This is a genomic window from Streptomyces sp. NPDC020192 (assembly GCF_044388685.1).
Lineage (GTDB): Bacteria > Actinomycetota > Actinomycetes > Streptomycetales > Streptomycetaceae > Streptomyces.
Genome location: NZ_JBIRXG010000002.1, coordinates 362,903 through 387,566, shown reverse-complemented (window position 1 = coordinate 387,566; position 24,664 = coordinate 362,903). Strand labels below are relative to the sequence as shown.

20 protein-coding genes and 1 pseudogene are annotated in these 24,664 nt (G+C 71.2%); 6 read left to right on the top strand and 15 right to left on the bottom strand.

The genetic code is table 11. The features are described from left to right. Positions 1 to 7: 7 nt before the first annotated feature. The 5 genes from ACH47Z_RS06220 to betA form a co-directional block, all read right to left on the bottom strand. The gene (locus tag ACH47Z_RS06220) at positions 8 to 1,984 is read right to left on the bottom strand and encodes an ABC transporter permease (protein ID WP_399071051.1); all 1,977 of its coding nucleotides are present in this window, start codon (positions 1,982 to 1,984) and stop codon (positions 8 to 10) included. After that, positions 1,984 to 3,075 (bottom strand): glycine betaine/L-proline ABC transporter ATP-binding protein, encoded by a 1,092-nt coding sequence (locus tag ACH47Z_RS06215; RefSeq protein WP_399071049.1) that lies wholly within the window; start codon positions 3,073 to 3,075, stop codon positions 1,984 to 1,986. Before ACH47Z_RS06215 ends, ACH47Z_RS06220 begins: the two co-directional genes overlap by 1 nt. Positions 3,076 to 3,095: 20 nt before the next feature. Further along, positions 3,096 to 4,565, bottom strand: a complete 1,470-nt coding sequence (locus ACH47Z_RS06210) for an aldehyde dehydrogenase family protein (RefSeq protein WP_399071048.1) — start codon at positions 4,563 to 4,565, stop codon at positions 3,096 to 3,098. Positions 4,566 to 4,673: 108 nt separating this feature from the next. Continuing rightward, complete coding sequence (locus ACH47Z_RS06205) at positions 4,674 to 5,510, bottom strand: 5,10-methylenetetrahydrofolate reductase (protein WP_399071046.1); 837 nt, start codon at positions 5,508 to 5,510, stop codon at positions 4,674 to 4,676. A gap of 3 nt (positions 5,511 to 5,513) precedes the next feature. Next, complete coding sequence (betA, locus tag ACH47Z_RS06200; protein WP_399071044.1) at positions 5,514 to 7,184, bottom strand: choline dehydrogenase; 1,671 nt, start codon at positions 7,182 to 7,184, stop codon at positions 5,514 to 5,516. A gap of 153 nt (positions 7,185 to 7,337) precedes the next feature. Between betA and ACH47Z_RS06195 the strand changes: the two genes are divergently transcribed. Continuing rightward, positions 7,338 to 8,135 (top strand): IclR family transcriptional regulator, encoded by a 798-nt coding sequence (locus ACH47Z_RS06195; RefSeq protein ID WP_399071042.1) that lies wholly within the window; start codon positions 7,338 to 7,340, stop codon positions 8,133 to 8,135. 63 nt (positions 8,136 to 8,198) lie between these two features. On the opposite strand, the gene ACH47Z_RS06190 is transcribed toward ACH47Z_RS06195, so the two are convergent. From ACH47Z_RS06190 to ACH47Z_RS06165, 6 genes are all read right to left on the bottom strand, one after another. Continuing rightward, positions 8,199 to 9,332: an aromatic ring-hydroxylating dioxygenase subunit alpha gene (locus tag ACH47Z_RS06190; RefSeq protein WP_399071040.1), complete on the bottom strand. Its 1,134-nt coding sequence runs from the start codon at positions 9,330 to 9,332 to the stop codon at positions 8,199 to 8,201. A gap of 60 nt (positions 9,333 to 9,392) precedes the next feature. Next, on the bottom strand, positions 9,393 to 10,562 hold the full coding sequence (locus ACH47Z_RS06185) for an NAD(P)/FAD-dependent oxidoreductase (protein ID WP_399071038.1): 1,170 nt from the start codon (positions 10,560 to 10,562) through the stop codon (positions 9,393 to 9,395). Continuing rightward, entirely contained in the window at positions 10,559 to 10,921 is a 363-nt protein-coding gene (locus tag ACH47Z_RS06180) for a bifunctional 3-phenylpropionate/cinnamic acid dioxygenase ferredoxin subunit (protein WP_399071035.1), read from the bottom strand. Before ACH47Z_RS06180 ends, ACH47Z_RS06185 begins: the two co-directional genes overlap by 4 nt. Before the next feature lie 257 nt (positions 10,922 to 11,178). After that, positions 11,179 to 11,811 (bottom strand): MBL fold metallo-hydrolase, encoded by a 633-nt coding sequence (locus tag ACH47Z_RS06175; protein WP_399071033.1) that lies wholly within the window; start codon positions 11,809 to 11,811, stop codon positions 11,179 to 11,181. Further along, complete coding sequence (locus ACH47Z_RS06170; RefSeq protein WP_399071031.1) at positions 11,811 to 12,896, bottom strand: S-(hydroxymethyl)mycothiol dehydrogenase; 1,086 nt, start codon at positions 12,894 to 12,896, stop codon at positions 11,811 to 11,813. The genes ACH47Z_RS06175 and ACH47Z_RS06170 overlap by 1 nt, the downstream gene beginning before the upstream one ends. Positions 12,897 to 13,085: 189 nt before the next feature. Then, complete coding sequence (locus ACH47Z_RS06165) at positions 13,086 to 13,907, bottom strand: class I SAM-dependent methyltransferase (RefSeq protein WP_399071029.1); 822 nt, start codon at positions 13,905 to 13,907, stop codon at positions 13,086 to 13,088. A gap of 74 nt (positions 13,908 to 13,981) precedes the next feature. Here ACH47Z_RS06165 and ACH47Z_RS06160 point away from each other — a divergent pair, with 74 nt between their 5' ends. Further along, the gene (locus ACH47Z_RS06160) at positions 13,982 to 14,569 is read left to right on the top strand and encodes a TetR/AcrR family transcriptional regulator (RefSeq protein WP_399071027.1); all 588 of its coding nucleotides are present in this window, start codon (positions 13,982 to 13,984) and stop codon (positions 14,567 to 14,569) included. A 376-nt stretch (positions 14,570 to 14,945) separates the two neighbouring features. Next, positions 14,946 to 15,410, top strand: a pseudogene (locus tag ACH47Z_RS06155) (hypothetical protein); the annotation flags it as partial. A gap of 98 nt (positions 15,411 to 15,508) precedes the next feature. On the opposite strand, the gene ACH47Z_RS06150 reads toward ACH47Z_RS06155, so the two are convergent. Continuing rightward, the gene (locus tag ACH47Z_RS06150) at positions 15,509 to 15,736 is read right to left on the bottom strand and encodes a hypothetical protein (RefSeq protein WP_399071025.1); all 228 of its coding nucleotides are present in this window, start codon (positions 15,734 to 15,736) and stop codon (positions 15,509 to 15,511) included. Between the two features lie 32 nt (positions 15,737 to 15,768). On the opposite strand from ACH47Z_RS06150, the gene ACH47Z_RS06145 reads away from it, so the two are divergent. Next, on the top strand, positions 15,769 to 16,077 hold the full coding sequence (locus tag ACH47Z_RS06145) for a hypothetical protein (RefSeq protein WP_399071023.1): 309 nt from the start codon (positions 15,769 to 15,771) through the stop codon (positions 16,075 to 16,077). Between the two features lie 53 nt (positions 16,078 to 16,130). Here ACH47Z_RS06145 and msrA read toward each other — a convergent pair whose 3' ends face one another. Then, positions 16,131 to 16,637, bottom strand: coding sequence for a peptide-methionine (S)-S-oxide reductase MsrA (msrA, locus tag ACH47Z_RS06140; protein ID WP_399071021.1), 507 nt, complete (start codon positions 16,635 to 16,637; stop codon positions 16,131 to 16,133). A 306-nt stretch (positions 16,638 to 16,943) separates the two neighbouring features. Between msrA and ACH47Z_RS06135 the strand changes: the two genes are divergently transcribed. Then, positions 16,944 to 20,903, top strand: coding sequence for a Pls/PosA family non-ribosomal peptide synthetase (locus ACH47Z_RS06135; protein ID WP_399071019.1), 3,960 nt, complete (start codon positions 16,944 to 16,946; stop codon positions 20,901 to 20,903). Next, a complete protein-coding gene (locus ACH47Z_RS06130; RefSeq protein ID WP_399071017.1) occupies positions 20,900 to 22,321 on the top strand; it encodes a M1 family metallopeptidase in 1,422 nt (473 codons plus the stop codon). Before ACH47Z_RS06135 ends, ACH47Z_RS06130 begins: the two co-directional genes overlap by 4 nt. Positions 22,322 to 22,602: 281 nt before the next feature. On the opposite strand, the gene ACH47Z_RS06125 is transcribed toward ACH47Z_RS06130, so the two are convergent. Together ACH47Z_RS06125 and ACH47Z_RS06120 are read right to left on the bottom strand one after the other, a co-directional pair. Further along, a complete protein-coding gene (locus ACH47Z_RS06125) occupies positions 22,603 to 24,186 on the bottom strand; it encodes an alpha/beta fold hydrolase (protein ID WP_399071015.1) in 1,584 nt (527 codons plus the stop codon). Between the two features lie 180 nt (positions 24,187 to 24,366). Then, positions 24,367 to 24,591, bottom strand: a complete 225-nt coding sequence (locus ACH47Z_RS06120) for a hypothetical protein (protein WP_399071014.1) — start codon at positions 24,589 to 24,591, stop codon at positions 24,367 to 24,369. Positions 24,592 to 24,664: the final 73 nt, after the last annotated feature.

The window sequence follows — 24,664 nt, the reverse complement described above, 5'->3', positions numbered from 1 at the left end:
GTGCTCCTTATGCCCTGGTGCGTCGGGCCGCAGCCTGAGTGATCCGGTCGAACATGACTCCCAGCAGTACGATGGCGAGCCCCGCCGCCAGCCCCTTGCCGTACAGCTGTCCCTGCGAGAACCCGGCCACGACGTCGTAGCCGAGGGCGCCGGCCCCTACCAGGCCGCCGACCACAACCATCGACAGCACATAGATCAGGCCCTGGTTGGTCGCGAGTGTCAGGGCGCTGCGTGCCATCGGCAGCTGGACCTTGGTGATGATCTGCCAGGTGTTGCACCCGGCCGAGGTGGCCGCCTCCACGGTGGACTCGGGCACGTTCCGCACACCGTCCGCGATGATCTTGATGGCGACGGGCGCCGCGTAGACGACGGCCGCGACGATCGCGGTGAACCGGGTGGCGCCGAAGAGGGCCAGGAACGGCACGAGGTAGACGAACGGCGGCATGACCTGTGCGGCGTCCAGGGTGGGCCGCACCAGCCGGTCCACCAGCCGGCTGCGCCCCATCCACACGCCGAAGACGGCGCCGAGCAGCATGACCAGCACGGTGGCCACGGCGGTCGAGGCGAGGGTGGTCATGCTGTCCGACCACAGGCCGGTGCCGACGAGCAGACCGACGCACACGGCGGCCGTCGCCGCGGCCCAGCGGCCGCCGAGCACCGCGCCGAGCGCGACCAGGGTGATGCCGACGAGCCACCATGGGGAGTCGGTGAGCAGGGTCTGGAACGGGTTGAGCAGACCATTGGTGATGGCGTCCCGCAGGGCGTTGGTCAGGCCCGAGAGGTGGTCCTGGAGCCAGGTGGTCGTGGTGTCGGCCGCGCTCGCGATGTGACTGCCGGTGCTGCCGCTGCCGGGGAACTCGGCCGCCCAGACGTAGGTGTGGGACAGATAGACCAGGACGGCGACCGCGATCCCGCCTGCCGCCAGCAGCGGCCGGCGCCACTTCAGCAGGCCGCCGCCGGTGCGCCGGGCCGCCTCGGTGCGCGCGGCCGCGGCCGTGGTGACCCGGTCGAGCACGATCGCCATGACGACGATGGCGAGGCCGGCGTTGAAGGCGGTGCCGACGTCGAGGGACTGCAGGGCCTGGACGACGGTCTTGCCGAGGCCGGGTGCATCGATCAGGGCGGCGATGGTCACCATGGCCAGGGCGGCCATGATGGTCTGGTTGACGCCCATGACCACGGTCCGCTTGGACATCGGCAGCAGCACCTTCACCAGTTGCTGCGTGCGTGTCGTACCGAGCGAGTCCGCCGCCTCGACGGTGGTCTCGGGCACCGAGCGGATGGCGTGGGCGGTGATGCGGATGGCGGGCGGTGCCGCGTAGATCACCGTGGTGATCACGGCGGAGGCCCCGCCGATGAGGAAGATCAGGGTGAGCGGGGCGAGGTAGACGAAGGTCGGCATCGTCTGCATGAAGTCCAGGAAGGGCGTCATGACCCGGTTGAACCGGTCGGACAAGCCCGCCCACACGCCGAGCGGGATGCCGATGAGCAGCGCCACGATGACGGCCGACAGGGTCAGCGCCAGGGTGTCCATGCTCTCCTGCCACAGCCCCTGCAGCCCGAAGAAGGTGAAGCCGGCCACGGCCAGCAGGGCGACCCGCCAGTTGCCCACGGCCCAGGAGACATAGCCGGTGATGCCGACGACGCCGAGCCAGCCGATCTGCGGGACGGGCCGGGTGCCGGTGGGCTGGGAGATCAGGGACTGGACGAAGGTCACCAGGTTGTCGATGGCCAGCCGGATTTCGTTGAAGAAGTACAGGAAGAGCGGGTTGGAGTTGCGGTTGGCCCCGATGCTGTCGTTGAGGTCGTTCAGCCAGCGGTGCAGTCCGGTGAGGTCGGCTGCCGCGAGGGTCAGCGTCTGCCGGCCACGCAGGACGGCGAAGAGCACCAGCCAGGCGAGCAGGATCCCCGCCACCACCATGGGGCGGCTGACCCTCTTACGTATCGTCGCGACCGGCGCGGTCGCGTCGGCGGCGACGGCCATCACGCACCGCCTTCCTGTCCGGCGACGACGGCGAGGATCTCCTCGTCGCCGACGATGCCGAGCAGCTTGCCGCCCTCGACCACCTTGACCGGCTTCTCGGCGGCCAGCACCGCCCGGGTGGCCTCGCGCACCACCACGTCAGGGCCCAACTCGGGCCCGTCGAGGGCGTCTTCGGGCTGTGCCGGGCGCATGATCCAGCGCAGGGTGAGCACGTCGCCGCGCGGCACGTCCTTGACGAAGTCGCGTACGTAGTCGTCGGCGGGGGCGCCGACCAGTTCGTCGCCGGTGCCGCACTGGACCATCTTGCCGTCCCGCATGATCAGGATGCGGTCGCCCAGCTTGAGGGCCTCGGAGAGGTCGTGGGTGATGAACACCATGGTCTTGCCGACCTCGTGGTGCAGCCGGATGACCTCGCTCTGCATGTCGCGGCGGATCAGCGGGTCGAGCGCCGAGAACGGCTCGTCGAAGAAGAGGACGTCGGGGTCGCCGGCGAGGGCGCGGGCGAGTCCGACGCGCTGCTGCATACCGCCGGAGAGCTGGTCGGGGTAGGAGTTCTCGTATCCGGCGAGACCCACCAGTTCGACGGTCTCCAGGGCCTTCCTGGTGCGCTCGGCCTTGCCCATGCCCCGGATCTCCAGGCCGAACGCCACGTTGTCGACGACCTTGCGGTGCGGCAGCAGCCCGAAGTGCTGGAAGACCATCGAGAACTTGCTGCGCCGCAGTTCGCGCAGCCGTCCGGCGTCGGCGCCGCGGATGTCCTCGCCCTCGAAGACGATCTCGCCGGCGGTGGGTTCGATCAGCCGGGTGAGACATCGCACCAGGGTGGACTTGCCGGAGCCGGACAGGCCCATGACGACGAAGACCTCGCCGGGCGAGACCTCGAAGTTCACATCCCGTACGGCGGCGGTGCACCCGGTGCGGTCCATGAGCTCGCGGCGGGTGAGTCCGCACAGTTCCTCGGAGCCCGGCACCTGGTCGGCCTTCGGCCCGAACACCTTCCACAGCCGGCGCACGGAGATGACCGGCGTGCGGTCCTGGGGGTTCTGCGACGTGTCGCGCCGCTGCGACACCTCGGTCTGAGCTGGGGCCATGGTCGACCTCTCTTCGGCGTTCAGCCGCGGAACCAGTGCTGCGGCCGGGGTTGGATGTTCTGCCAGACGTGCTTGGGCTCCCGGTATTCGTCGAGGCCGGTCGGCCCCAGCTCACGGCCCACGCCGGAGTGCCCAAAACCACCCCACTCGGCCTGCGGCACATAGGGGTGGTAGTCGTTGATCCACACGGTGCCGTGGCGCAGCCGGCGGGCGACCCGCTGGGCCTTGCCCGCGTCCTGCGTCCACACGGCCCCGGCGAGGCCGTACTCCGTGTCGTTCGCGATGCGGACGGCGTCGCCCTCGTCGTGGAAGCGCTCGACGGTGAGCACGGGGCCGAAGGACTCCTCGTGCACCACACGCATGTCCTGCCGGCACTCGTCCAGGACGGTGGGCGGGTAGTAGAAGCCTCCTGCGAGCGCGGGGTCGGCGGGGCGTGCGCCGCCGCAGCGCAGTACGGCGCCCTCGGCGAGGCCCGCCGCGACGTACGCCTCGACCTTCTCCCGGTGCTGCGCGGAGATCAGCGACCCGGCCTCGGCCTCGGGGTCGAAGGGCCCGCCCAGCCGGATCAGCCGGGCGCGGCGTACGACCTCGTCCACGAGGGCGTCGTGCAGCGAGTCCTCGACGATCAGGCGGGCGCCGGCCGAGCAGACCTGCCCGGAGTGCAGGAAGACGGCGGTGAGAGCGAAGTCGACGGCGGTCTCGAAGTCGGCGTCGGCGAAGACGACGTTGGGGTTCTTGCCGCCGAGTTCCAGCGCGACCTTCTTCACCGTCGCGGCGGCGGTGGCCATGATCCGCTTGCCCGTCTCCAGACCGCCGGTGAAGGAGACCATGTCCACGGCCGGGTCCTCGGACAGCGGTGCGCCGACCTCGGGTCCGGTGCCGAGGACGAGGTTGGCGGCGCCGGCCGGCAGCCCGGCCTCCTCCAGCGCCTTCATCAGCAGGACCGAGGTGGAGGGCGTCAGCTCGCTGGGCTTCAGGACGACCGTGTTGCCCGCCAGGAGGGCCGGGGCGACCTTCCAACTGGCCTGCAACAGCGGGTAGTTCCACGGGGTGATCAGTCCGCAAACGCCGACGGGCTCGTAGGTGACCCGGCTGAGGGCGTCGTCGCGGCCGGTGTCGACCACCCGGCCGGCGCTGGTGCCGGCGATGCCGCCGTAGTAGCGGAAGCAGGAGACGACGTCGGCGATGTCGTACTCGCTCTCGACCAGGCGCTTGCCGGTGTCGAGGGACTCGGCGCGGGCGAACTCCTTGGCGTCGCGCTCGATGATGTCGGCGGTGCGCAGCAGCAGTGCGCCGCGCTCACGCTCGGGGGTGCGCGGCCAGGGGCCCTCGTCGAAGGCCCGCCGGGCCGCGGCGATCGCCGCCTCGGTGTCGGGGCGGGTGCCCTCCGAGACCGTCGCGACGAGCGTGCCGTCCGCCGGACAGCGGATCTCCCGGTGACCGCCGGCCACCGGATCACGCCATTCTCCGGCCACATACAGATCTGCCACAGCCGCGCCCTTCGCACGAAGTCGTTGCGCATTGTGCAATTCATTGCTTGTGGTGGAACACCCTGACCGACTGAGCCGACGCCGTCAAGGGGTCGGCGGCTGCCGGTTTCAGGCGCCCAGCCGGTCCAGCACCGCTCGCCGCCAGCGCTCCGTCTCGGCGATCTGGTTGAAGGTGAACAGGTGCAGACCGGCCACTCCCGCCGACGGCCTGGTGAACACCTCCGCGCCGCGGTCGAGCAGTCGTTCCGGGACGTATCCACCGGGTGCCGCGAACCGCAGGAACCAGGACGCGTGCTTGGCGAGAAAGCGCGTCGACTCCCCCACCCCGATCTTCGTCGCCATGGCCAGCAGCTTGGTCCGCTGCACGGGCCCGGCGACGCCGACGTACACGGGCAGGGTGACGTCACGGCGCCGGATCCGGTTGATCCAGTCGCCGAGCACGCGCGGGTCGAAGCACAGGTTGCTGACGATGTACGTGGCGTGCGTCCGCTTGTCCCACATCGACTGGATGGTGATGTCGTCGTGGATGAGCGGATGGCTCTCCGGATAGCCGGTGATCCCCAGCTCCGCGAAGGGCCTGCCCAGCTCGCTCAGCCGGCGCAGCACGGGCAGGGCTCCGTGGTACGGCCCGGCCGGCGGGTCGGCGTCGCCCGCCGGCACGAAGAGGTCGTCCACCCCCGCCGCACGCAGGCGCTCGGTCACGTCCTTCAGATGTGTGTCGTCCCGCAGCAGTCGGGCGGGCACATGCGGGACGACACGGTAGCCGTGTGCCGCGAGCCGCTCGGTCAGGGTGAGGGTCGGCTCCAGCCCCTTGACCGGCGACGCCGTGACCGTGACCACGACGTCGCGGGGCACATGGGCCAGGACCTTCTCCTCCGTCGCCCTCGCCGGGAGCACCTCGTAGCGGACGCGGGCGAGCAGCGCCCGCAGCGTCTCGGCGCCCACCGGCTACCCGGCCTGTTCATGGGCGTCGCGGTGCCGGTAGTACGCGGCCTTGGAGGGCTCCAGCGGCTCCCTGCCGAGGATGAGGTCGGCCGCCTTCTCGGCGATCATCATCACCGGCGCGTAGATGTTGCCGTTGGTGACGTACGGCATCACCGACGCGTCCACCACGCGCAGCCCGTCCAGTCCGTGCACCCGCAGGGTCAGCGGGTCGACCACGGCCATCTCGTCGGTGCCCATCTTGCAGGTGCAGGACGGGTGCAGGGCGGTCTCGCCCTCCTTGGCGACCCAGGCGAGGATCTCCTCGTCGGTCTCGACGGAGGGTCCGGGCGAGACCTCACCGCCGTTGTAGGCGGCGAGCGCGGGCTGGTTGAGGAGCCTGCGGGCCACCCGGATCGCCTCGACCCACTCACGGCGGTCCTGCTCGGTGGAGAGGTAGTTGAAGCGCAGGGCGGGCTTCTCCCGCGGGTCCTTGCTCCTGATCTTCACCGAGCCGATGGCGTCCGAGTACATGGGCCCGACGTGCACCTGGTAGCCGTGGCCGCCGGCCGGCGAGGAGCCGTCGTAGCGGACGGCGACCGGCAGGAAGTGGAACATCAGGTTGGGGTAGTCCACGTCCTCGTTGCTGCGGGCGAAGCCGCCCGCCTCGAAGTGGTTGGTGGCCGCGGGCCCCTTCCGGAACAGCCACTGCAGGCCGATGAAGGGGGCGCGCCACTTCGCCATGTACGGCTGCATGGAGACGGGCTGCCTGCAGGCGTACTGGACGTACACCTCCAGGTGGTCCTGCATGTTCTCGCCGACGCCGGGCAGGTCGTGGACGACGTCGATGCCGAGGGCGGCCAGCTCGGCGGCGTTGCCGACGCCGGAGAGCTGGAGCAGCTGCGGCGAGTTGATCGCGCCGCCGCACAGGATGACCTCGCCGGCGCGCACCTGCCGGGGTGCGCCCTTGCCGCGCCGGTACTCGACGCCGACCGCCCGTTTGCCCTCGAAGAGCACCCGGGTGACGAGGGCACGTGTCGTCACGGTGAGGTTCGGCCGCTTCGTCGCGGGCTTGAGGTACGCCTTCGAGGCCGACAGCCGGCGTCCGCGGTGGACGTTGCGGTCGAACTTGGCGAACCCTTCCTGCCGGTAGCCGTTCACGTCGTCCGTGGGGGCGTAGCCCGCCTCCTGGGTGGCCTTGAGGAAGGCGGTGAACAGCGGATTCGTCGCCGGACCGCGTTCGAGGACGAGGGGCCCGTCATGGCCGCGGAACTCGTCGTCCGGGTCGGCCGCCAGACAGTTCTCCATGCGCCGGAAGTACGGCAGACAGTGGGCGTAGTCCCAGGTCTCCATGCCGGGATCGGCGGCCCAGCGCTCGTAGTCCATGGGGTTGCCGCGCTGGAAGATCATGCCGTTGATGCTGCTGGAACCGCCGAGCACCTTGCCGCGGGCGTGGTAGATCCGGCGGCCGCCCATGTGGGGCTCGGGCTCGGACTCGTACTTCCAGTCGTAGAAGCGGCTGCCTATGGGGTAGGTGAGGGCCGCGGGCATGTGGATGAAGACGTCCCAGGGGTAGTCGGAGCGGCCCGCCTCCAGGACGAGCACCCGGTTGCCGGGGTCGGCCGAGAGCCGGTTCGCCAGTGCGCTGCCGGCCGAACCACCTCCGACGATGACGAAGTCGTAGTGCAGAGGAGCCATAGGTCGCCTCGTCTCGCTCGCGCCGTCGATATGCGCGGCATGCTAGTACGGGTATCGCAATGTGCACCAGGTTGCGAACAACGCAACTTGTAAGATTTTTGTTCACACCGCGTTACTTGCTGGCGCGTTGTTTACTGCGCGTATAGTTCCGTTATGAGCAACTACAGTCCGGATACCGAAACCAACGGGTCACCGTCCGGCGGAGTGCAGTCCGTCGACCGGGCCATCAGCGTCCTCGAGATCCTGGCCCAGCGCGGCGAGGCGGGCGTGAGCGAGGTGGCCGCCGAGATCGATGTGCACAAGTCGACCGCGTTCCGCCTGCTCGGCGCCCTGGAGGCGCGCGGCCTGGTGGAACAGTCGGGCGAACGGGGCAAATACTCCCTCGGCTTCGGCATCGTACGCCTGGCGGGCGCCGTCACCGGCCGTATCGACATCACCCAGCAGGGCCGGCCGGTGTGCGAGCGGCTGGCCGAGGAGATCGGCGAGACGGTCAACATCGCCGTGATGCAGGAGCACTACGCGATCAACCTCTACCAGGTGCGCGGCCAGGCCGCCGTCACCGCGCACAACTGGGTCGGCCAGCTGACCCCGCTGCACGCCACCTCCAGCGGCAAGATCATGCTGGCCCACCTGCCCGCCAAGGAGCGCGCCGCACTGCTGACGGAGGCCGGCCTGAAGAAGCTGACCCCGCACACGATCTCCTCGAAGGCGAAGCTGGAGAAGAACCTCGCCGAGGCCCGGGAGCGCGGTTACGCCTGGACCCTGGAGGAGCTGGAGATCGGGCTGCACGCCATGGCCGCGCCGATCCGGGACCGGGAGGGCCAGGTCATCGCGTCGATCAGCGCGTCCGGGCCGGCGTACCGGTTCACCGAGGAGCGTATGCACGAGCTGGCTCCGGTGCTGGTCAAGGGCGCGGAGGAAGTCAGCCACCGCATGGGATACCTGGGCTGAGCGCACACCGTACGACCGCCGTACGGCCCGCGCTCGCCCCCCGCGCGGGCCACGGGCGGCCCGTCACTCCGGCCTGGGTGCGCCGAGACGCTCGTTCACCCAGTCGTGGAAGGCACCGATGTGGTGCTCACTGGGCACGAGCACACCGCCCTTGGCGTACAGCCGCGAACTCATCCCCGGCTGGGTGCGCTCGCAGGCGTCGAAGTCCTGCCGGTTGACCCGGTCGAACAGCTCCACGGACCGGCTGACGTCCTTGCCGCTCGCCACGACATCCGGCAGATAGAGCCAGTCGCACTCCACCACCGTGCGGTCGACGGCGACGGGGTACATCCGGTGGAAGATCACGTGGTCGGGCACCAGGTTGATGAACACCTGCGGTTTGACGGTGATCGCGTAGTACCGGCGGTCCTGGTCCTCGGACACCCCCGGGATGCGGTCGAGCCCCTCGGAGCCGTCCACGGTGAAGCCCTCGATGTCCGCGCCGAACTCGGCGCCGTGGCCGACGTAGTACTGGGCGGCGTAGCCGTCGGCGAACTCCGGGAGCACCTCGGTGAGTTCGGGGTGGATCGTGGCGCAGTGATAGCACTCCATGAAGTTCTCGACGATGAGCTTCCAGTTCGCCCTGACGTCGTAGACGATCCGCTTGCCCACCGAGAGTCTCGCGATGTCGTAGTGGTCGATCGACTCGGTGTCGCCGAGCCGCTCGACGACGGCCCCCATGACGTCCTCCTCGAAGGAGGGCGGGTTCTCCGCGAGGCACACCCACACATAGCCGAGCCATTCCCGGACGGCCACGCCGACCAGGCCGTACTCGGTGCGGCCGACGTCGGGCATCTTGGTGAGGTTGGGGGCCGCGACGAGCTTGCCGTCGAGGTCGTACGTCCAGGCGTGGTACGGGCACTGGAAGGCGCGCTTGACCTCGCCCGTGTCCTCGGTGCAGAGCTTGGCTCCGCGATGCCGGCAGACGTTGAAGTAGGCCCGGATCGAGTGGTCCCGGGCGCGGGTGACGAGGATGCTCTCGCGGCCCACGTCGACGGTGCGGAAGGCACCGGGTTTGGCCAGGTCGGACGAGCGCGCGACGCAGAACCACATCGCCTCGAAGATGCGCTCCTGTTCCTGGGCGAAGATGCCGGGGTCCGTGTAGGCGGAGCCGGGGAGGGTGGCGATCAGGCTGTCCGGCAGGCTGGTCGAGGTCACGGTGCACTCCTCGGGAAACGTCGTGGCGTCAGTACGTGGGTACGTCGATCCGTGGCCATGTCAGGACACGGTCGCCGCGGAGGTGAGCTGTTTGCGCCAGCGGGTGAACAGCCTCGGCTGGTTCATCCCGAGCGCGGCGACCGGCCGGCCCGCGCGCCGGTAGACGGCGAGGAAGCTGCGGGCGTCCGCGGATCCCTCCTCGATCGTCACGTCGTCGGCCCCGGCGGCATGGCCGACGAACTGGATCCGCACGCCGTACTGGTCCGACCAGAAGTACGGCGGCCGGGGCACCCCCGGCTCCGTGGCACCGCCCGCGAGGAGCGTGGCGACGGCGGCGTCCGGCCGTTCCAGCGCGCCGGTCCAGTGCTCGACCCTGCGGTGGAGGCCGGTGTGCGGGTCGTACCAGTTGGCGCAGTCGCCCACGGCGACCACCCCGGCCAGAGTCGTACGGCCGTCGGCGCCGCACTTCACGCCGTTGTCGAGTGCGACGCCGGACCCCTGGAGCCAGTCGACACAGGGCCGCGCGCCCACGCCGACGACGACGATGTCGGCGGGAAGGGTGCGGCCGTCCTCGAGCAGTACGGCGTCCACGCGCCGCTCCCCACCGAGCCCCTTGACTCCCACGCCGCACAGCAGTCGTACGCCGTGGTCCGCGTGGAGGGCGGAGACGATGCCGCCCATGGCCGGGCCGAGGGGTCCGGCCAGCGGGGTGGGTGCCGCCTCGACCACGGTGACGTCGAGGCCGAGGGTGTACGCCGTGGAGGCGACCTCGGCGCCGATGAATCCGCCGCCGATCACCACCAGCCGTCCGCCCAGGGCCAGTTCGTCCCGCAGGGCGCGGGCGTCGTCCAGGGTGCGCAGCACATGGACGCCGGCGAGGCCCTCGGTGCCGGGCAGGGTGCGGGCGGCCGCGCCGGTGGCGATGACCACGCCGTCGGCCCGGATCTCCCGGCCGTCGGCGAGCCGGATCGCCCGCTCGCTGCGGTCGAGTCCGGTGGCGCGGGTGCCGAGCACCCACTCCGCCTGGAGGTCCTCGTCGTCCCGCTCCAGCGCCAGTTCGGCCTCGCCGATGGTGCCGGCCAGGAACTCCTTGGACAGCGGCGGCCTGTCGTAGGGGCGGTGCGGTTCCTCGCCGACGAGGACCAGGCGGCCGTCGTAGCCCCGCTTGCGCAGCGAGCGCGCGGCCGACAGTCCGGCCAGCGAGGCTCCTACGACGGCCACGGTCCTCACGCGGGGCCTCCGGCCAGGCGGGCGGTGACGCACGGCGGCAGGTTGGGCGCCTGGGTGGAGAGCCGCACATGGATCATGCCGTCCTCGACGACGACCTCGTGGGTGCGGACCGGACGCTTGGCGGGGGGTGCGTCCACGGCTCCGGTCCTCAGGTCGAACTTCGAGGCGTGCAGCGGACACTCCACCTCACAGCCCTCCAGCCAGCCGTCGGCGAGCGACGCGTCCTGGTGGGTGCAGGTGTCGTCGATGGCGAAGAGCTCGCCGTCGTCGGTGTGGAACACCGACACCGGCGGGTCGATGTCGAGCCGGTGGGCCTCGCCTCGCGGCAGATCCGCGAGACGGCACGCGGGAATCATCATGACACCTCGGTGCGTATAGCGAAACGGATTGCGATTAGCGCAACGCCAGTTTGCTGGCGGCGCCGAAGGCTTGTCAAGGCGTCGGCAAGCCGGGTTGCGCGGGGTTCGACGGCGGTTCTCCGGGCACGTCGAAGTGACCGTGAAAGCACAGGCGAGCAGGGGGATCCGGCGCCCCGCAGGGCACGCCGACGGCCCTGCCGCCGGTGCCGTACACGCAGGTCCGTCACCGGGGCAGGGCCGCTCGTTCGCCGGGGGGGTCAGAAACCGCGGGCGATCCACTCCTGGAGATGCGGCGCCTCGGCGCCGATGGTGGTGGTGTCGCCGTGACCGGTGTGCACGACGGTGTCGTCCGGCAGGGCGAGGAGGCGTTCGCTGATCGAGCGGATGATGGTCGGGAAGTCGCTGTACGACCGTCCCGTCGCGCCCGGCCCGCCGGCGAACAGCGTGTCGCCGCTGAAGAGCGCGGACAGCCGCGGGGCGTACAGACACACGGCTCCGGGGGCATGGCCCGGGGTGTGCAGCACGGTCAGCTCCACCCCGGCGACCGCGAGGGGCTGCCCGTCGGTCAGCTCGGCGTCGGGCGCGCGGTCGGGGTGGGTCTGTTTCCACAGCTCCAGATCGTCGGGGTGGAGCAGGATCGGCGCTCCGGTCCGGGTGGCGAGTTCGGGCGCGGCGTCGATGTGGTCGTTGTGCGCGTGGGTGCACACGATCGCCCGCAGGGCGCGTCCGCCGAGGGCCCGGAGGATGGCGTCGGCGTCATGGGCGGCGTCGATGACGAGCGCCTCGTTGTCGTCGCCCACGATCCACACGTTGTTGTCGACGTCCCAGGTGCCGCCGTCCAGCGAGAACGTCCCCGACGTGACGAGACGCTCGATGCGGGCGCCCGGCATCAGAAGACCACCACCGAACGCAGCACGTCACCGCCGTGCATCCGCTCGAAAGCCTTCTCCACGTCGTCGAGCGCGATGGTCTCGGTGACGAAGGCGTCCAGGTCGAGGCGGCCCTGCAGGTAGAGGTCGATGAGCATCGGGAAGTCGCGGGAGGGCAGGCAGTCGCCGTACCAGGACGACTTCAGCGCCCCGCCCCGGCCGAAGACGTCGAGCAGGGGCAGCTCCAGCTTCATCTCCGGCGTCGGCACGCCGACCAGCACCACCGTGCCGGCGAGGTCGCGGGCGTAGAAGGCCTGCTTGTACGTCTCCGGACGGCCGACGGCCTCGATCACGACGTCGGCGCCGAACCCGCCGGTCAGCTCGCGCACCGCGTCGACCGCGTCGGCCTCCTTGGAGTTGACGGTGTGGGTCGCGCCCAGCTTCGTCGCCGTGGCGAGTTTGCGGTCGTCGATGTCCACCGCGATGATCTTCGCCGCGCCCGCGAGGCCGGCTCCGGCGATCGCCGCGGCTCCCACACCGCCGCAGCCGATCACGGCGACGGTGTCACCGCGGCCGACATTGCCGGTGTTGATGGCCGCGCCGAGGCCGGCCATCACGCCACAGCCCAGCAGTCCGGCGGCCGCGGCCGAGGCGGCCCGGTCGACCTTCGTGCACTGCCCCGCCGCCACGAGGGTCTTCTCCGCGAAGGCGCCGATACCGAGGGCCGGGGACAGCTCGGTGCCGTCGGTGAGGGTCATCTTCTGCTTCGCGTTGTGGGTGTTGAAGCAGTACCAGGGCCGCCCGCGCAGACAGGCCCGGCACTGACCGCACACCGCACGCCAGTTGAGGATGACGAAGTCACCGGGTGCCACGTCGGTGACACCCTCCCCCACCGCCTCCACCACTCCCGCCGCCTCATGGCCCAGCAGGAACGGGAAGTCGTCGCTGATGCCGCCCTCGCGATAGTGCAGATCGGTGTGGCAGACACCGCAGGCCTCGATCTTCACCAGTGCCTCCCCCGGGCCGGGGTCGGGCACGACGATCGTCTCCAGACTGACAGGGGCGCCCTTGCTCCGCGCGACGACAGCACGGACCTGCTGAGTCATGGCCACTCCTCGGCTGACGGAAGTCGAGACGTTGCCTATTACGGCACGCATCTCACCTTTCGCAACACAGCATCGCTGAGGCCGAAGCGGTGGTCAAGGAGCCGTCACGCATGGTGCCAACGTTTTTCGTGACCGACGCGGAGCAGCTCGCGGATGATCACCGTGTCCGCGTCGCGGCACTCGTGAGGCTCAGGAGGCGCGTACGCAGGTGAGCACCAGCGTGGTGTAGTGCATGGTGAAAGCGCCGCCCAGGGAGTCGACGGCGTCGCCGATCCCGTCGAGGAGGGCCTCCAGTCGGCCCGGCGGGAGTTGGCCGTGTCCGCCGAAGGTGGGCACCTGGTCGAGCCACTCCTCGCGGGTGTAGTGCCGGTCCCAGCCGATGTGCCACTGCTCGAACCCGCCGAAGGCGCCGGAGCGTCGCAGCCCGTCGGACGCCCTGTCGAGCACGCTCGCGTGGCTCGCGGGGCCGGCCATCGCACGCTGGTAGACCGGCGAGTCGGGCAGCACCCGGGCATAGACCGCGCCGAACGCGTCGGCCACCTCGGGGACGGGATCGAACGCGTTCCAGAACAGCGCCGGCCGACCGCCGGGCCGGAGTGTTCGGGCCGCCGCGGCGGCGCCGGCCACCGGGTCGACCCAGTGCCAGGCCGTTCCGGCGATCAGCACGTCGAAGGTGCGGCCGGCCGGGTCCCAGTCCTCGAACGTGGCGACCTCGACCTCAAGTCCCTTGCGGCGGGCGAAGGCGGCCATCCGCGGGTCGGGCTCGACCCCGAGCACCGTGCACCCCGCGGCCTGGAACGCCAGTCCGGCGATGCCGGTGCCCGCGCCGACGTCGAGGACGTCACGGCCGGGGCCGGCGGCGACGACGCGCCGCACCAGGGCGTCGGGGTAGCGGGGCCGGGTGCGGTCGTAGCGTTCGACGTCGGCGCCATAGGACTGCGCTACGTTCCGCTGCGTATGCGGCTCGTTCCCGGCAAGGCGCCCAGGGCGTCCCGGAGGTAAAGTGGGCATGCGCCCACTCTAAGTGGGCACGTGCCCACTCGGCAATGGGCACACACGATCCGCGAGATGAGATGAGGGGTGCAGTGCCGACAGGGATCGCTGTGCGCGACGCGCGTGAGCAACTGTTCGCCGCCGCGGAGCGCGTCCTGCTCCGAGCGGGGGCGAACGCGCTGACCAGCCGGGCAGTCACCACCGAGGCAGGAGTGGCCAAGGGCCTGCTGCACCGGCACTTCACGGACTTCGACGATTTCCTCACCCAGTTCGTGCTGGACCGCATCGACCGGATCGAGACCCGGGCCGCCGAGCTGCGCGAGTCCGCCGGCACCGGAACCGTCGTCACGAACCTCACCGGCGCGCTGAGCGACCTCTTCGAGTCGATCGCCCTGGGCATCGTCGGCCTGGTCATCTCCCGCGACGCCATGCGGGCCCGGCTGCGTGAGGCAAGGGGCAGTGGTGTTCCGGTGCTGAGGGAAGCCACCGACATGGTCCGCGCCTATCTCGCCGCCGAACGTGACCTGGGCCGGGTCACCGCCGACGCCGACCTCGACACGCTCGCCCCCACCCTGATCGGGGCGGCCCACCTGCTGTTCGCCGACCGGGAAGGCCCGACGCCGCAGACCGGGGACGTCGAGAAGGTCGTGGCCACGGTCCTCACCGACGCCGTGGCCTAGCTCGGCGCCGGGACGAGGCGGCGGGCGGTCGCGGTCGCCGGCTTCCTGCTGCCGTTTCCGCTGGTCGACCCCGGCCGGGCTGCGTGAAGCAAGCACCCTCCCGGCAGCTGGAGGGGGCTTGTCCGTGGCACGGAGGGGCGGATCGTGGCGGGATGGGTGCTGGTGACGGCGGTTGCAGGACGTTTCCCAGATCTGTCCCGTGGTGGTAATGACGTCGATCCTGATGGGCTGGTTGCCCTGGGAGTGGGCGTTGAGGTCGGTCCACAAAAAGGCCGGTCCGGGCGCTCCCCGGACTCCAGTGCGAGAGTGACCTGAGCGGCGGGGAACGAGCGTCGGGCACGAGGGGAACGCGCCTGTCGTTGGATCGGACTAGAGGATGAGCCGGCCGACGGCTTCTGCCCGGCTCGATTCGCCTCCGCCTGGCTCGCGTCGACCCCGCCCGGCTCACATCGCCCCGTCCAGCTCACATCGACCGGCCCCCATCGCGGCCCCGACCAGCCTCGTCACCCCCGATCGGCCCCTCCGAGCCCCCTCCGCCCCCGATCGGCGCGCGGCCGAACGGGGCCACCGTCGGTCGCGTTCAGTGTGGGCGCGCCGTCACACGGCCCGCCCGTGCCACATTGGCCGCCGTGAAGCCGCAGACCCTGTGCCTGTGCCTGTGCATGAGCGCTGCCTGGAGTCCGTACGGCCGCTCGTCGACACCTGGGTGATCTCCGACACCGGGTCGGCGGACGGCACCCAGGACCTGATCCGCGAGGTCATGGACGGCATCCCCGGTGAACTGGTCGAGGAGGAGTGGGTCGACTTCGGGCACAACCGCACCGGCAACATCCGCCGGGCCCGGGGCCGGGCCGACTACCTGCTCACCCTCGACGCCGACCACGTCCTGCGCCAGGACGCACCACTGCCGACGCTCACCGCGACGTCGTACATGCTGCGCTACGACACCCCCGGCACCCAGCACCGTTTCACGAGTACCCCTGCACCGACGCGCCCGACACGCAGGAGAACCTCGACGCGCTGGTCATCGAGGACCACGCCGACGGCGGCTGCCGCGCCGAGAAGTTCGAGCGCGACGCCCGTCTGCTGCGCCGCGAACTCGCCCACGACCCGGGCAACACGCGCACCGTCTTCCACCTGGCCAACACCGAACGCGACCTCGGGCACGCGGAAGAGGCCAGGGCGGCTGGCCCGAGGAGGTGTACTGCTCGCTGCTGGAGTCCGGAGTCCTGCGGGCCGAGCGCACCGACGACTGGCCCGGCGCCCCCGACGCGCTCAGCAGGGCCTGGGAGGTACGGCCCCAACAGCTCGAAGTCTGCTACGAGTTGGCGTCCCGGCTGCGGGTGCGGGGCCGGTACCGTACCGTCCACGCCCTGCTCGCCCTGCCGGACCTGCCCCACAGCATCCGCCAACAGGTCATCGCCAACCGGCAGTTCTCGACGCCGTACGTCACCGCCGTGCCCAGGCCGGCCAGGTCCAAGGCCCGCAAGAAGGGCGCCCGTCGCTGACGAGCCCGTGCGTCGTCAGCGCTGCGGCGCTCATCGCGCCGCAGCGCCCACTCTCATCCTCGCCGCGGGAGTTTCCAGTTGGGCCGCGGGAAGTGGCAGGTGTAGCCGTCGGGGTAGCGCTCCAGGTAGTCCTGGTGCTCGGGTTCGGCCTCCCAGAAGTCGCCCACGGGTTCCACCTCCGTGACCACCTTGCCCGGCCAGAGCCCGCTCGCCTCGACGTCCGCGATCGTGTCCAGGGCGACGCGGTGCTGCTCCTCGTCGCCGTAGAAGATGGCGGAGCGGTAGCTGCGCCCGAGGTCGTTGCCCTGGCGGTCCTTCGTGGTCGGGTCGTGGACCTGGAAGAAGAACTCCAGGATGTCGCGGTAGCTCGTGACCGTGGGGTCGAAGAGGATCTCGATGGACTCGGCGTGGTCGCCGTGGTTGCGGTACGTGGCGTTCGGCGTGTCACCGCCGCTGTAGCCGACGCGCGTGGAGACCACGCCCGGCTGCTTGCGGACCAGGTCCTGCATCCCCCAGAAACAACCGCCCGCCAGCACGGCCCGCTCGGTTCCCACAGACATCGGTCACTCCTGACGCTCGAGTCCGGCGCGGCAGTCGACGCGCCGACCGTACGATCATCACACGGCGTCCACGCAGAAATCAAACCGTTCTCACGCCGCATTCTTTCCGAAATCGGAAGGGAATCGAAAGGAATAAACGTACGTCAATTCTCATGGTCCGATCACGGTCTGGAATTCATCAATTTACTCCCATGGATCGGTCGTGAATCAATTGCACTGAGTTGGTGAACGCCTCGGCCGGCAAAGGCCTCTGACACGCCGTAATGGACTTCGCATCCCTCGGCACCGCACACCAGAGGCACCATTTTGTCTTCGCCCGCATTCGATGCGCCACGCCCACCCCTCGCCTCGCCCGGCGACCGGGCTCTCTTCCGCTCCGCGGCGGTTTCGCCGCCGCGTACCCTGATCGACGTCCTGCACACCACGGCCACCCGGCACCCGGACGCCCCAGCCCTGGACACGGGCACCGAGGTGCTGACCTACCGTGAGCTGACGGCCGAGGTGCTCCGTCGCGCCCAGCGGCTCACCGGCCAGGGCATCGGTCCCGGTGACCGGGTGGGGATCCGCATCCCCTCGGGTACCGCCGATCTGTATCTGTCGATCCTCGCCGTACTGCACTGCGGAGCGGCCTACGTGCCGGTCGACGCGGACGACCCCGAGGAGCGTGCCGCCACCGTCTTCCGCGAGGCCGCGGTGTGCCACGTCCTCGGACCTCATCCGCAGCCCGCGGGCCTGACGGCACCCTCGGGAGCGGGGGCCGACCGCCGCGCGCCCGTCCCGGAGGACGACGCGTGGATCATCTTCACCTCCGGCTCCACCGGCGCGCCCAAGGGCGTCGCCGTCACCCACCGGTCCGCGGCCGCCTTCGTGGACGCCGAGGCGCGGCTGTTCCTGCGCGAGCGGCCGCTCGGCCCCGGCGACCGGGTCCTCGCGGGACTGTCCGTCGCCTTCGACGCCTCCTGCGAGGAGATGTGGCTGGCGTGGCGCTCGGGTGCCTGCCTGGTGCCGGCCGAACGCGCGCTGGTCCGGGCCGGTCATGAACTGGGGTCCTGGCTGGACGAGCGCGGCATCACCGTCGTGTCGACCGTGCCGACGCTGCTGGCGATGTGGCCCGAACAGGCGCTGCGCCGGGTGCGGTTGCTGATCCTGGGCGGCGAGGCGTGCCCTCCGGGTCTGGTCGAGCGGTTCGCCGGTCCCGGGCGGGAGATGTGGAACACCTACGGCCCCACGGAGACCACGGTCGTGGCCTGTGCCGCCCTGCTGGAGCGCGGCCGTACCGTGCGCATCGGCCTGCCGCTGGCGGGCTGGGAACTGGCCGTGGTCGACGAGGCCGGGGACCCGGTGGCGTACGGGGAACAGGGCGAGCTGGTCATCGCCGGGGCCGGTACCGCGCGCTATCTCGACCGTGCGAAGGACGCGGAGCGCTACCGCCCGTGCCCCGCGCTCGGCTCGCCGCGCGCCTACCGCTCGGGCGATCTCGTGCGGGCCGACGCCGAGGGACTGGTGTTCCTGGGCCGCGTCGACGACCAGGTCAAGCTCGGCGGCCGGCGCGTCGAGCTGGGCGAGATCGACGCGGCCCTGCTCGCGCTGCCGGGGGTGCGCGGGGCGGCCGCGGCCGTGCGGTCGACGGCCGCCGGCGCCTCCGTCCTGGTGGGGTACGTCATCGCCGAGGCAGCCCCCGACGGAGGATCCGCGTTCGAGGCCGGCAAGGCCAGGGAGCTGCTGTCCGAGCGGCTGCCCGCGCCCCTGGTGCCGCTGCTGGCCGAGGTGACGGCGCTGCCCACGCGCGCCTCCGGGAAGGTCGACCGCAAGGCCCTGCCCTGGCCGGTGCCCCTGGCCGGCGGCGAGGGCGGCGGCGGTGCGCACCGGCTGGACGGGACGGCGGCCCGGCTCGCGGACGTCTGGGAGGAGTTGCTGGGTCTGCGGCCCGGCCCGGACAGCGACTTCGTCGCGCTCGGCGGCACCAGTCTGACCGCCGCCCGTATGGCCTCGATATTGCGCGAGGACCATCCGGGCCTGTCCGTCGCCGACCTCTACCGGCACTCGGTGCTGCACCGCATGGCCGGCCATCTCGACTCCCTCGCCGATACCACGCGGGAGGTGCGCCCCGCCAGGCCGATCCCCCGGCGAACCGCCGTCGTGCAGTTCTTCGTCCAGCTGGCCGGCTACGGGATCACGGGGCTGCGCGGACTGGTCGGGCTGGCGGCCGCGGACAATGTGCTCGGCTGGATCGCGCCGCACAACTGGGCTCCGCACACGGCCTGGTGGCTGGTCCTGCTCGGCTGGGCGGTGCTGTTCAGCGCGCCGCCGCGCTGCCTGATCGGCGCGGTCCTCGCGCGCACGCTGGCCGGCTCGATCACGCCGGGCGCCCATCCGCGCGGGGGCAGCGCGCATCTGCGGCTGTGGACCGCGGAACGGGCGGTCGCGGCGTTCGGCGTACCCTCCCTGCTCGGCACCCCCTGGGCCCCGGTGTACGCCCGCATGCTCGGCTGCCGGACCGGGCGCGACGTACGCCTGCACACGATGCCCCCGGTGACGGGCCTGGCCGAGCTGGGCGACGGGTGCAGCGTCGAACCCGAGGCGGACATCGCGGGCTGGTGGCTCGACGGTGACACGCTGCACGTCGGCCGGGTCTCGGTCGGTGCGGGTGCGCGGGTGGGCCACCGCAGCACGCTCCTGCCCGGCGCCGTCGTGGGGCGGGGCGCGGAACTGACCGCCGGCAGTTGTCTGGACGGCCGGATCCCGGACGGCACCGTGTGGACCGGTTCGCCGGCCCGGCCTGCCGAGCCCGCCGAACGTTTCGCCGGGGCCGGCTGGCCGGCGTCGCCGCAAGGCCGCCACCGGCGCTGGCACCTCGCCTACGCGCTGTCCCTGACCGGCCTGCCCCTGCTGTCCCTGCTGTCGGCGGCCCCGGCGCTGTTCATCACCTGGCTGCTGGTCCGCTCCACGCCGACGCTGTCCGGCGCGGCCGGACAGCTGCTCGCCGCCGCACCGCTGTTCGCCCTCATGACCACGGTGTTCGGGTTGCTGGTCACGGCACTCACCGTGCGCCTGCTGAACCGGGGGATCAAGCCCGGCATGCACCGCGCGGACGGCGGCGTGGCCTGGCGGGCGTGGCTGGTGACCCGGCTGCTCGACGGCGCCCGGGCGGGCTACTTCCCCCTGTACGCGAGCCTGGCGACGCCGTACTGGCTGCGGCTGCTCGGCGCCCGCGTCGGTCGTGGCACCGAGATCTCCACGGTGCTGCCGCTGCCGTCCCTGCTGCGGGTGGACGACGGGGCGTTCCTCGCCGACGACACGCTCGTCGCGCCGTACGAACTGCGCGGTGGATGGATGCGGTTGGGGGCCGTGCGCATCGGCACGCGTGCGTTCGTCGGCAACTCGGGCGTCGTAGGCCCCGGCCGCGACGTACCCGATCACGCCCTGGTCGGTGTCCTGTCCGACGCACCGGCGAGGAGCGAACCCGGGATGTCCTGGATCGGGCGGCCCGCGATGCCGTTGCCCCGGCTGCCGGAGACCGGCGACCCGGCCCGCACGTTCGCCCCGCCGCGTCGGCTGGTCGTGGCCCGCGCGGCCGTGGAACTGTGCCGCGTGCTGCCCCTGGTCATCGGCACCCTGCTGGCGGAGGGAGTGCTGCTCGGCGAGCAGGAGTTCCTGGACCTCGGCGGGCTGCCGCTGGTCGCGCTCGCCGCCGCCCCGCTGCTGATGGCCGCGTCCCTGGTGGCGTGCCTCATCACGACCGGCGCCAAGTGGCTGCTCGTGGGCCGCTTCCGGTCCGGCGAGCGCCCGCTGTGGTCGCCGTTCGTCTGGCGCAACGAGCTGTTCGACACGTTCGTGGAGGTGCTGGCCGTGCCGTGGGGAGCGGGGGCGCACGTGGGGACTCCCGTACTGAACTGGTGGCTGCGCAGCCTCGGCGCACGCATCGGACGGGGCGTGTGGTGCGACACGTACTGGCTGCCGGAGACCGACCTGGTCACCCTCGGCGACGGCGTCAGCGTCAACCGCGGCTGTGTGCTCCAGACCCACCTCTTCCACGACCGCATCATGCGGATGGACACCGTGGAACTGGCGGCCGGCTCCTCCCTCGGCCCGCACAGCATCGCCCTTCCCGGCACCACCATCGGAGCCGGAGCCTCCATCGCCGCCGCCTCGCTCGTCATGCGCGGCGAGACGGTGCCGGAGGGCACCCGCTGGGCCGGCAACCCCATCGCCGGTGCCGACGCGACCGCCGGCGTCGCTGCGCTCGCCGACGGGGAGGCGGCATGACCTGGTGCAGCCGGCGCGCGCTGCTGCGCGGCGCGGCGCTCGCCCCGCTCGCGGCGGCGGCCACGGACGAGGTGCCGTCGCAGGCCGAACGCTATTTCGCGAACCACGGAACCTACGGCCACCGCACCCTCTCCTACGATCTGCACCTGGCGTACGACCCGGTCGTCGGCACGCTCGACGGGCGGGCGCACATCCGGGCGACGGCGGACCGGACGCTGCCGCAGGTCGAACTCGACCTCGCCCGGCTGGCCGTGTACGACGCCCGCATCGACGGGACCGCCGTACGCCCCCGCAGGAGGCGGAACAAGGTGGTCCTGCCCGCACCGCGCCCGATCGGCGCGGGCACCCCCTTCAGCGTGGAGATCGGTTACGGCGGCCGGCCGGGTCCGCTGCGCACGGCGTTCGGGCAGATCGGCTGGGACCGGACCGGCGACCCGCACGGCGGAACACTGGTCGCCTCCCAGCCGCTCGGCGCCCCGACGTGGTTCCCGTGCAACGACCGCCCGGACGACAAGGCCGAGTTCACGATCCGGGTGACCGTGCCACGCGGTCACCAGGTCCTCGCCAACGGAACGTTGCTGGGACACAGTGCGGCGGAGTCGACCGAGTGCTGGACGTACCACCACCCGGGCCCCATGGCGCCGTATCTCGCCTCGCTGTACACCGGGCGCTTCGCCTACGACACCTGGGAGGCCGAGGACACGGCGACCGGCCGCCGTATCGCCGGCCGCAACGCCTTTCCCGCCCGGCTGTCCGGCCAGGCGCGCCACGACCTGGCCCGCCAGCCCGCCATGCTCAGCGCGTTCACCGGCCTGTTCGGGCCGTACCCCTTCGAGACGTACGGTGCGGTCGTCGTGGACGCCGACCTGGACCAGCCCGTGGAGAACCAGACCGTGTCCGTCTTCGGACGCAACCACGTCGACGGCCGGCGGACCTGGGAGACGCTCGTCGCCCATGAACTCGTCCACCAGTGGTACGGCAACAGCGTCAGCCTGCGGGACTGGCGCGACATCTGGCTCAACGAGGGCTTCGCCACCTACGGCGAGTGGCTGTGGTCGGAGCACATCGGCGAGGACTCCGCGGACACCATTGCCCGCGAGGCCTGGCGGACGCTGGCGAAGGAGGCGCAGAACCTGCGGATCGCGGACCCCGGACCGCACCGTATCTTCGACGACCGCGTCTACAACCGCGGCGCGTGCGCACTGCACGCACTGCGGCTGACGCTGGGCGACGAGCGCTTCTTCGCGATGCTGCGCGGCTGGCACCACGCACACCGTGGCGCGAGCGCCGAAACCGCCGCCTTCATCGCCCACGCGGGTCGCTCCCGCCCCACGGAGACAGAGCCGTTGCTCCGCGCCTGGCTCTACGACAAGCGGCTACCGCCCTTGCCGCAGCCCTCGGGGAACGCTCAGACGTGAGGAGCGCTGGGGGCCGGTCTCCCAGCCACGGCCCGCAAGGCTCAGTGTGAGCGCGGACGGACGATCGTGTCGAGGACGGTTCCGTCCGGGTAGAACCGGAACACCTGTACACCGGCGGCAAAGATCCCGCTCAACGGCGTAGGCCTCCGGCCGCCGTTGTGACTGGCCATGGCCTCCCCCGATCTCATGAGGGCCTCTTGCCCGGTCACCGACCCTATCGGTGGAAACCATCGGCGGGCCCGCCGACCTCGGCGGTCGACGGGCCCGGCGATCGGTGGCCGTCAGAAGCGGGGCAGTGCCGGTGTGTGCTGCGGTGCCGGGGCGATGCGCTGGTTCACGCCGGGGCTCTGGCGGCCGGACACCTTGCAGGTGATGTCCTTCGCCGGAAGCCTTCCGGTGCTCAGATACGCGTTGACGGCGATGGTGGCGCAGGCGCGCTGGTCGTCGGAGTAGACGCCGTGGCCCTCGCCGCCCTGGACGTAGACCATGCGCGAGCCCTTCAGGGCGCGGTGCATGCCCAGGCCGCTGACGAGTGGCGTCTGGGAGTCCCACTGGTTCTGGACGGTGAGCACGCCGACCTTGTTGTTCACGGCGGTGACGGGCTCGGCCGGCTTGTTCCAGAACGCGCACGGCAGGACGTTGGACGCGATGTCGCCGTAGATCGGGTACGTGGCCTTGTCCCGGATCGCGTCACGCCGGTACTGCTCGGGGTCACGCGGCCAGGCCGCGGTGTCGCCGCAGACCACGGACCAGAAGGCGGCCGTACCGTTGTCGGCCGGCGTCTGCGCGGCGGAGGCGGCGGACCGCAGCGGTGCCTGCGGCGCGTCCGGCACCAGGGCGCGGCCCGAGCCGGGGTGGCCGTCGGCGGCCTTCTTGAGGTTCATGACCGACTCGGCCGCGTACTCGGGCCTGAAGAACTGGGCGCGCAGGCCGGCCCTGATGTCGTCGCCGGTGACTTTCTGGCCGCCGTCGTCGATGGGCGAGCGGTCGGCCCGGGCGATCAGGTCCCAGAACGTCTTCTTCACCTTGGCCGGGGTGTCGCCGAGTTGGTAGGTGCGGTCGTGCTGCGCGGTCCACTTCGTCCAGCGGGTGAACGCCGGCTCGGTGCCCTCCGCCCAGACCTGGATCATGCCGCGCCACACCCGTGCGGGGTCGACCGCGCTGTCCAGCACCCAGCGGTCGGTCCGCCGGGGGAACATCTGCGCGTAGACGGCGCCCAGGTAGGTGCCGTAGGAGTAGCCCAGGTAGGAGATCTTCTTCTCGCCCAGGACGGTGCGGATGACGTCCATGTCGCGGGCGGTGTTGCGGGTGGTGATGTACGGCAGCCTGTCGCCGTTCCTGGCACGGCACTTCTCGGCGACGGTCCGGGCCCACTTGACGTCGCGGCTGAACGTCTCCGGCTTGTAGGCGTGTTGGAAGTTCTGCTCCGTGTCCGTCAGACCGCAGGTGACGGGGCTGCTGCGGCCGACGCCGCGCGGGTCGAACCCGATGAGGTCGTACTGCTCCAGAACCTTCTTGGGCATCGCGTCCTTCATCATGACCGGCATGTCCAGGCCCTCACCGCCCGGACCGCCGGGGTTGAAGAGGATCACGCCGTGCCGCTTTCCCGGGACGCTGGTCTTCATACGGGAGACGGTCAGGTCGATCGTCTTGCCGCCGGGGCGGGCGTAGTCGAGCGGGACCTTGATCGTCGCGCACTGTAAGGCGGCGGGCTGCGACGTGTCGCAACGGTGCCACGTCGGCTTCTGGTCCCCGAATCTCTTCAGCGGTTGTTCCGCCGCGGATGCCTGCGCCGGGGCGAGGGTGGCGACCAGGGCCGCCGTGACCCCCACGGTGAGCAAGGGCGCCACGCGTCCTATCCGCACGATGGCTGTTCCTTTCCGTCAACTTCCAGGACGGAACGACCCTTTCGTGTCCACGGAGGCGGGGGAATCCATCTGCGGGGCGGTCTTGCTACGACTCCTGATGGACACGGAATGTGCAGAAAGAGACGTGCGGAGGAGAACCCGAGCGGGCTGATCACCATCCGCACCGACCCGACTCGCCTACTCCCTCCGGACCGACAGCCGCCGCCCGGTCGTACCGTCGGTCAGCGCCCTCCGTCCGAGGACGGCGCGCAGGGTCACGCGGACCGGGCCGACACGGGCGTCAGCCGGGCAGACGACGTCCGGTCCCGTCCGGGTGTCGACCCGCACGGTAAGCGCAACGGACTTGGGGTTCTCGGACACCCGGAGCCGAGGAAGGCCGTCGCATCCGCCCGACTCCGCCATGACGGTGAGCGTACGGTCGTCACCGCTCACCGTGACCGGCCGAGTGATCGCCTCACTCCTCGTGACCGTCTTC

What these genes read in the sequence shown, in the direction of transcription:
- ACH47Z_RS06180 (WP_399071035.1), bottom strand. Translation starts at nt 10,921, where the DNA reads ATGATGATTCCCGCGTGCCGTCTCGCGGATCTGCCGCGAGGCGAGGCC.
- ACH47Z_RS06220 (WP_399071051.1), bottom strand. Translation starts at nt 1,984, where the DNA reads ATGGCCGTCGCCGCCGACGCGACCGCGCCGGTCGCGACGATACGTAAG.
- ACH47Z_RS06120 (WP_399071014.1), bottom strand. Translation starts at nt 24,591, where the DNA reads ATGGCGGAGTCGGGCGGATGCGACGGCCTTCCTCGGCTCCGGGTGTCC.
- ACH47Z_RS06170 (WP_399071031.1), bottom strand. Translation starts at nt 12,896, where the DNA reads ATGACTCAGCAGGTCCGTGCTGTCGTCGCGCGGAGCAAGGGCGCCCCT.
- ACH47Z_RS06215 (WP_399071049.1), bottom strand. Translation starts at nt 3,075, where the DNA reads ATGGCCCCAGCTCAGACCGAGGTGTCGCAGCGGCGCGACACGTCGCAG.
- msrA (WP_399071021.1), bottom strand. Translation starts at nt 16,637, where the DNA reads ATGTCTGTGGGAACCGAGCGGGCCGTGCTGGCGGGCGGTTGTTTCTGG.
- betA (WP_399071044.1), bottom strand. Translation starts at nt 7,184, where the DNA reads ATGGCTCCTCTGCACTACGACTTCGTCATCGTCGGAGGTGGTTCGGCC.
- ACH47Z_RS06130 (WP_399071017.1), top strand. Translation starts at nt 20,900, where the DNA reads ATGACCTGGTGCAGCCGGCGCGCGCTGCTGCGCGGCGCGGCGCTCGCC.
- ACH47Z_RS06175 (WP_399071033.1), bottom strand. Translation starts at nt 11,811, where the DNA reads ATGCCGGGCGCCCGCATCGAGCGTCTCGTCACGTCGGGGACGTTCTCG.
- ACH47Z_RS06165 (WP_399071029.1), bottom strand. Translation starts at nt 13,907, where the DNA reads ATGCCCACTTTACCTCCGGGACGCCCTGGGCGCCTTGCCGGGAACGAG.
- ACH47Z_RS06195 (WP_399071042.1), top strand. Translation starts at nt 7,338, where the DNA reads ATGAGCAACTACAGTCCGGATACCGAAACCAACGGGTCACCGTCCGGC.